We start from the raw sequence: 6551 nt of genomic DNA, 5'->3' as shown, positions 1-6551 counted from the left end.
GAGGGCAAGCTCAACGTGGTGCGCTTCAAGCCCGGCGTGGGTGCGAAGGACGTCACGGTGCAGCGAGTGGGAGACGCGCTGGTGCTGGGCATCGCTGGCACGGCGGATCAGGTGACGGTGGAGAACTTCTTCTTCATGAATGATCCGCGAGACACCGCCAATCCGGTGCAGCAGGTGCGCTTCGACGACGGCACGACGTGGGACATCGATGCTCTCACGAACCTGGCCACGGTGGACGGCGCGGGCGACGACACCATCGAGGGCACTGCGGGGGCCGACGTGATCCTGGGCAAAGGGGGGAACGACTCCCTGTATGGCCGCGGCGGCAACGATGTGCTGGAAGGCGGCGCAGGCTATGACCTGATGCTCGGCGAGTCGGGTGACGACGTTCTGAGAGGGGGCACGGGTGGCGACTGGATCGAAGGCGGTTCGGGCAACGACACGTATCTCTTCGGCCGGGGCGATGGCGCTGACGGGGTGGCGGACGTGGACGCCACCGCCGGCAACGTCGACACGCTGCAGTTCCTGCCGGGGATCGCGTCCGATCAGCTCTGGTTCGAGCAGATGGCGGGCACCCGTAATCTGCGGGTGTCCGTGATCGGCACGGAGGATTCGATCACCCTCTACGGGTGGTACGACGGCGCGGCGAACCATATCGAGCAGTTCAAGGCGGCCGATGGCAAGACGCTGACCGATGCGGGAGTGGCCAATCTGGCGCAGGCGATGGCGTCGTTCTCACCGCCGGCCGCGGGGCAGACCCAGTTGCCAGCGAACTACCAGAGCAAGTTGGAGACGACCCTGGCGGCCAACTGGAAGTGAGTCGAACACGCGGCGTCTTCGGCCCTTTGGGCCGAGGCGCTGCGTGCTTTCTCAGGCGACGCGTGCCAGCCAGCCCTCGACCCGTGACGTCGCATCCGATACGAGGCGCCCCGTGGGCGTGAGGACGTGGTAGGCCATCCCTTCGAGCACGGGTTCGGCAACCACGTTCAGCAGCCCCATGCGCAGCTCTTCTTCCACCAGCAGCAGGCTGAGCAGGGCCACGCCCTGGCCCGCGACGGCGGCCTGGATGGCATGGCTTTCCTCCGAGTAGCGGGTGCCTGCCGCCAGGCCGGCCGGATCGTGGCCGGCCTGGCGTGCCCAGGCGCTCCAGGTCAGGTCCACGGGCAGCGGACGGTGCCAGTCGAAGTGGATCAGAGGCCACCGGGATGCATCCTTGCGCAGCGTCTTCCGCAGCGCCGGGCTGGCGACGGGCGCGAAGCGGTCCTCCCGCAGCAGCGAGGCCGTGGCCTCCGGATAACGGCCGTGCCCGTAGCGGATCGCCAGATCGGCGATGCCGGCGTTCAGGTTCACCGGTGCGTTGGACGCATGCACATGCAGATCGATGTCCGGGTGCGCTGCCTGGAACGCGGAGAGCCGGGGAACCAGCCATTTGGTGGCGAAGGCCGGGGTCGTCGACAGCGTCACCGACGGCCGGTGCGGTTGCCGTAACTGCTCGATTGCCATGGCGATCATCCGGAACCCGCCGCCGACCGCGGCCAGCAAGGCGTGGCCTTCCGCCGTCAGTTCCACCGCACGCACCTTGCGCAGGAATAGGGAGCGGCCGAGATCTTCCTCCAACACCCGGATCCGGTGGCTGATCGCCGTGGGGGTCACGGAAAGCTCCTCCGCCGACTTCTTGAAGCTGCGCAGGCGCGCCGCCGCTTCGAAGGCCCGCAGGGCACTGAGGGGAGGAAGCCGTATGGTCATGGACGGATGATTGCACATCATCCATTGAGTGAAGATTCATCGTTTGTCGCCGGTGCATGGCACGCGGAGACTCCATGGGCATTGAATGCATTTCATCCTTCGGAGTTCTCGGACCATGACCACCCTTTTGCATATCGACGCCAGCGCCCGCTCTGGCGGCTCGGACACCACACCCCACGGATCGCATACACGACGGCTGACGGCGCGCTTCGCGAGGCAATGGATGTCCGCGCATCCAGACACGCAGGTGATCTACCGCGACATCGGGCATGAACCACCTCCGCCCGTCACCGGCCCCTGGATCCATGCAGCGTTCACACCCGAACCGGCGCGCGAGCCGTGGATGCATGACGCCTTGCGCACCAGCGACGTCCTGGTGGACGAACTGCTGCGGGCCGACCTCATCGTGGCCGGCGTGCCCATGTACAACTTCGGGCCGCCGGCACAATTCAAGGCTTACATCGACAACATCGTGCGGGTGGGGCGCACCTTCGGGTTCGACCGCGGCCGCGATGGCGAGCCTTACTGGCCATTGCTCGCCGATGCCGGCAAGCGCCTGGTGATCCTGTCCTCGCGGGGAGATCACGGCTACGGCGCAGGACAGCGCCTCGCCGATCGCAACCACGTGGAGCCCTCGGTCGCGACGGCCTTCGCCTACATGGGCATCACCGATGTGCGAGGGGTGGCCGTCGAATACGACGAGTTCGCCGACCAGCGGCTGGCCGATTCGATCCGTCGGGCTGAGGCGGAAGTGGATGCCCTTGCCGCCACGTTGGCCCGCCGGTGACCATTCCCGCGTCAGATGCTTTCGCTGGACACGCTGCCTCGCAGCATGTCCAGCACCGGTGCGGATCATCATCGGTGTTTCTGCAGTTGCTATGCAGTCGGTTCGAGAAGATCACCGAGGCTGGGCTATGCATCCGGTGGTTAGGCAAAGCGCTGCAGAACAGCTAGGTGCGTATCTTTGTCCATTCTCGTAGACGCAGTCGCTCCGCTGGTGCTTGCTGAGGCAGGCCGGCGTGGATAGCTTGGTCAAGTCGCAATGCAAGACGCTAGGAGATGGGATATGGACAGCACCTCTCGCCACCTTTTGTGCGCCGCGATGCTGGCTGCGGTGACCACAGCCGCATGCGCCACAGCAGCGGAGCCAATGCCTCCGGTGGGACAAGTCATTCAGGGCCTGGGCGAGCGCATCCCCGCAGGGGCCAAGAACATCAGCCTTTCGCCTCACTTCAAGGTCTATAAATTCGAGCGCGATGGCGTGACCTATGTGCAAATCAATTCACCGCAAGATGAGGTGCTGACTGCTCTGATCGTGACCCCCGGGGCGCAACAGCAGTTGCCCATTGGCTCTGCTGCCGGTACACCTGTGATCTTCGTAGATCCCCAAAAGCGGCCCTGACGCCTGACACTTGTTGATCGCTGTATCTTCATGCCGCAGAGCAACATCTTGTAGCAGTTGGCTGCTTTACGGATTGGGCTTGTCAACCGCTCTGCTTTCCAGAACACGTACCTTGAACTGCCTGAGACGCAGGCGATAGCTCCCCTGATGGGGACAAGGACGAGTCATGGAGATGAATAAGAAGAAGAGCGTGCTGGCCCGTATCGCGCTGGCTGGTGTTCTGCTGGCTGGTGCCCATGCGGCGCAGGCATGCTGCCCTGATGGTGGCCACGGGGCGCCTGCTGCGGCGGCCGGCCTGGGCGAATCCCTGCCGAAGGCCAGGAACCTAGCGCTGGACCCTGCCTGGCGCATCTATGAGTTCCAGCGCGATGGCGTAACGTATCTGCAGATCAACGATGTGGCGGGCACGGTGCGCGCCGCCGTGGGCAGGGTCAACGACACGCTGTGGGTGCTGCCGATGGGGTCGGACGTGGCCCGCGTGACCTTGCCGGCGAAGGGGGCGAGCACCGCGGGCACTGTGGTGTACCAGACCTCGGGCTTCGTCGTGCGCGTGGTGCCCGGCAGCGGAGGCAACGCCTGGCAGATCAGCGCCGCAGACTGAGCCCTTCGCCCACCGATTCGGACACCAGAAAGCTGAGGCAGTAGGCATGGCGGCGCCGGCAGGTGCCGCCATGCACTTTGAGCCGTGCCGCCAGCTCCCAATCGGCGTCCCGGGCTATGGGGCGCTGTCGATCCAGCGGGGATGCGTCGGCGACCACGCAGACCACGATGCCTTGGCGGTTCCCGGCTCGCCATACCCGGGCATTGAGAAGGTGTCGCTTGGCCGTCGGCAGGGTCTCGACCACGTTGAGCACACAACGGTAGGCCACCAACTGCAGCCCGAGCGAGAGCCGTATGGGATCTCCGCGCAGACGGCACTGGAATTCGGTGTCGCACAGGTTGCTCATGGCCACGGAGCGGAATGTCTCAAACAGGCCATGCGTCTCGATGCCCAGCGGATACAGCGCCGTGATGTACTCATCCAGCAGCCGCGCCTGGATCACGCCGCTGCGCGTCATCTCCATGGCTGCCGCATGCTGTCCTCGGGCGCGTAGGTGGGCCACGATGTCCTTTCGCAGCTTGTTCATGTGGACGGTGAGGTCGCTGTACTCCACCACGCGGCGTCGCAAGGTGCGCTCCGCCTGCAGATAGCTGGCTTGCGCGAACTGCAAGGCCTCCTGCCGCTCGTGCCGGAAGCGGACGGCGCGCTCGAATGCGATCGACAGGCGAGAGCCAAAAACGAACAGGCCCGTGGCCGCCGCGGCGAGCGCGATCTGCACCCGGAATGCTTCTGCGTGATAGGCCGCCAGCGTCATCGCATCCGGCAGCATGATGCCGATGGCGACATTGGCGAGCACGACGCCCGCCGCGGCGCCCCGCCAGCCATGCAGCAGCGTCAGCGCGATCGCTGGAATGACCATCATCCCCATCAGCATTTGGCGGGAGAGGTGGTCATGCGTTGTGCCGGCGACCAGGAACAAGGCCACCACCGCCCCGCAGCTGAGGAGCACATCCCTCGGTAATCGTGGCCGAGCGATCCCATGTTCCTTTCGGCGCAGCCATAGCAGCGACGGCAAGATGAACATCAGCATGCCCAGGTAGTCGCCGAGCCAGTAACGTGTCAGCGCCTCCAAGGGTGTGAGCGCCGTGTAGCCCTTCAAGGCGGCGTTCATAGCGACATTGCAGAGCGTGCTCCACAGCGCCAGGGCCAGGGACAGAGGAAGCAGCAGGTACTCCTGGTCCAGCAGCTGCGGCAAGTGGCGGCGCGCGGCATGCACCGCCAAGGCGACGCACGGCATCAAGAGGAATGGGCTCGCATAGGCCCATAGCGGACTGGCGCCGCGCTCCACCATCGGGACACGGATCGTCAGCAGCGCGGCCGCATCGCCGGCCAGCAGGTAGGGCCAAAAACGGTACGGCATGAACAGCAGGGTCGCTGCGCGCAGCCCCGCAGGCAGGTACCACTGGTCCATGGGGTAGCGCCACGCCAGCAGGAAGGAGGCGCAGTAGGCCGCACTCAGTAGAGCGCCTTTAGCGATGTGTCTCCCCGCGGCCATCCGACCATCCGTGGCATGTCAGGGTTACTGTACAAGCCAGCATCATCTTGGGGGTAGACAGCTTGGAAGATCCTCGGATGGCGTGAGCGCTACCGTGGAACTGTCGCTGCAGATCTCAGGGCTTGTGAACTCGGAAGTTTTTCATAGCTCACCAAGGCGAAATGATGGCAGCCGCCGCTAACGCAGCTTGGACGTCCTGCGTGTGCATGGGGCTAGCGCTACCTAAGCGCATCGCCGATGCCTCAATAGGACCCACTTCCTTGTAGTCCTGGCGCCACAGGGCGGCGAGCTCGCTGGCCTGGGTCAAAGCCTAGAACAAGTTTCTCGTTGAGGCACTCGCTACGATAGCTTACAAATAGACAACAGCGCCCGGGGGAGGGCGCGAAGGCCAAAAACATGCACATCTCTAAACTCACGCTGATCAATTACCGAAACTTCAAGAACACTAGTCTGAAGTTTCAGCGTGGCGTCAATACCATCATCGGAGAGAACGGCGCGGGCAAGTCCAACATTCTCCGCGCCATCCGACTGCTCCTAGACGACAACATGGTGCGCGCTGCTTATCGGCTGGAAGAGTCCGATTTCAGCCGTGCGCTGGATAAGTGGAAGGGCCACTGGATCATCATCAGCATGGAGTTCGAGGACCTCAGCCCAGATGAGTCGGTCCAGGCGCTGTTCTTGCACGGCACAGCTGGGATCCACGCTGGACCTATTTCCAAGGCCACCTACAACCTGATCTTCCGCCCCAAGAAGGAGATTCGGATGAAGCTGGCGGCCCTCGGTGACTTTGACTTCTCGGAGTTGGAGACGATTCGAGATGGCATCACAATCGACGACTACGAGACCATCTTCACCGGTCGAAGCAGCGCGGATTTCAGCGACCCGGCGACGTATCAACGGATTGTCGGAGACTTCGACTCATGTTCCTTCGATGACGAAACCGAGTTCCCTGAACTTGGGGCGAGGTGACCTGCTCCCCATAGGGCGTACCAATAGAAGGTTAGTAGAGTCCGTTTTCAGAGGAAGAACGGACATGAAGAAGAGCAGATTCACCGACGAGCAGATCATCGGGTTCCTCAAGCAGGCTGAAGGCGGCATGCCGGTCAAGGAACTGTGCCGCCTGGGCGGCTTCAGCGACGCGACCTTCTACAAGTGGCGCGCCAAGTTCGGCGGCATGCAAGCCAGTGAGGCCACACGACTACGCGAGATCGAGGGCGAGAACGCCAAGCTCAAGAAGCTGCTGGCTGAGGCCCACCTGCACATCGAAGCGTTGAAGGTGGGCTTCGGGGTAAAGCGCTGACCCCGCA

At 63.8% G+C, this 6551-nt stretch carries 7 protein-coding genes and 1 pseudogene; 6 read left to right on the top strand and 2 right to left on the bottom strand.

Going from position 1 to position 6551, the window contains the following annotated elements; genetic code table 11:
- Positions 1-819, top strand: an 819-nt coding sequence (locus BLR05_RS25120) for a calcium-binding protein (protein WP_279616043.1), incomplete at its 5' end; no start/stop codon positions are given.
- A 51-nt stretch (positions 820-870) separates the two neighbouring features.
- Here the strand turns inward: BLR05_RS25120 and BLR05_RS25115 are convergent.
- A complete protein-coding gene (locus BLR05_RS25115) occupies positions 871-1746 on the bottom strand; it encodes a LysR substrate-binding domain-containing protein (protein WP_092840460.1) in 876 nt (291 codons plus the stop codon).
- 115 nt (positions 1747-1861) lie between these two features.
- On the opposite strand from BLR05_RS25115, the gene BLR05_RS25110 reads away from it, so the two are divergent.
- From BLR05_RS25110 to BLR05_RS25100, 3 genes are all read left to right on the top strand, one after another.
- Positions 1862-2533 (top strand): FMN-dependent NADH-azoreductase, encoded by a 672-nt coding sequence (locus tag BLR05_RS25110; protein ID WP_092840457.1) that lies wholly within the window; start codon positions 1862-1864, stop codon positions 2531-2533.
- 279 nt (positions 2534-2812) lie between these two features.
- Positions 2813-3148, top strand: a complete 336-nt coding sequence (locus BLR05_RS26910; protein ID WP_208606073.1) for a hypothetical protein — start codon at positions 2813-2815, stop codon at positions 3146-3148.
- 166 nt (positions 3149-3314) lie between these two features.
- A complete protein-coding gene (locus tag BLR05_RS25100; RefSeq protein WP_244160187.1) occupies positions 3315-3749 on the top strand; it encodes a hypothetical protein in 435 nt (144 codons plus the stop codon).
- On the opposite strand, the gene BLR05_RS25095 is transcribed toward BLR05_RS25100, so the two are convergent.
- Complete coding sequence (locus BLR05_RS25095; RefSeq protein ID WP_092840454.1) at positions 3733-5244, bottom strand: MASE1 domain-containing protein; 1512 nt, start codon at positions 5242-5244, stop codon at positions 3733-3735. The two genes, BLR05_RS25100 and BLR05_RS25095, sit on opposite strands and share 17 nt — an antisense overlap.
- Positions 5245-5640: 396 nt before the next feature.
- Here BLR05_RS25095 and BLR05_RS25090 point away from each other — a divergent pair, with 396 nt between their 5' ends.
- Together BLR05_RS25090 and BLR05_RS25085 are read left to right on the top strand one after the other, a co-directional pair.
- Positions 5641-6213: an ATP-dependent nuclease gene (locus BLR05_RS25090; protein WP_092840451.1), complete on the top strand. Its 573-nt coding sequence runs from the start codon at positions 5641-5643 to the stop codon at positions 6211-6213.
- A gap of 64 nt (positions 6214-6277) precedes the next feature.
- Positions 6278-6538: pseudogene (locus BLR05_RS25085) on the top strand (transposase); the annotation flags it as partial.
- Between the last annotated feature and the right edge of the window lie 13 nt (positions 6539-6551).

Origin of the sequence: Paracidovorax cattleyae, assembly GCF_900104515.1 — a bacterium.
Taxonomy (GTDB): domain Bacteria; phylum Pseudomonadota; class Gammaproteobacteria; order Burkholderiales; family Burkholderiaceae_C; genus Paracidovorax; species Paracidovorax cattleyae.
This window is presented reverse-complemented; position numbering and strand designations above follow the sequence as displayed.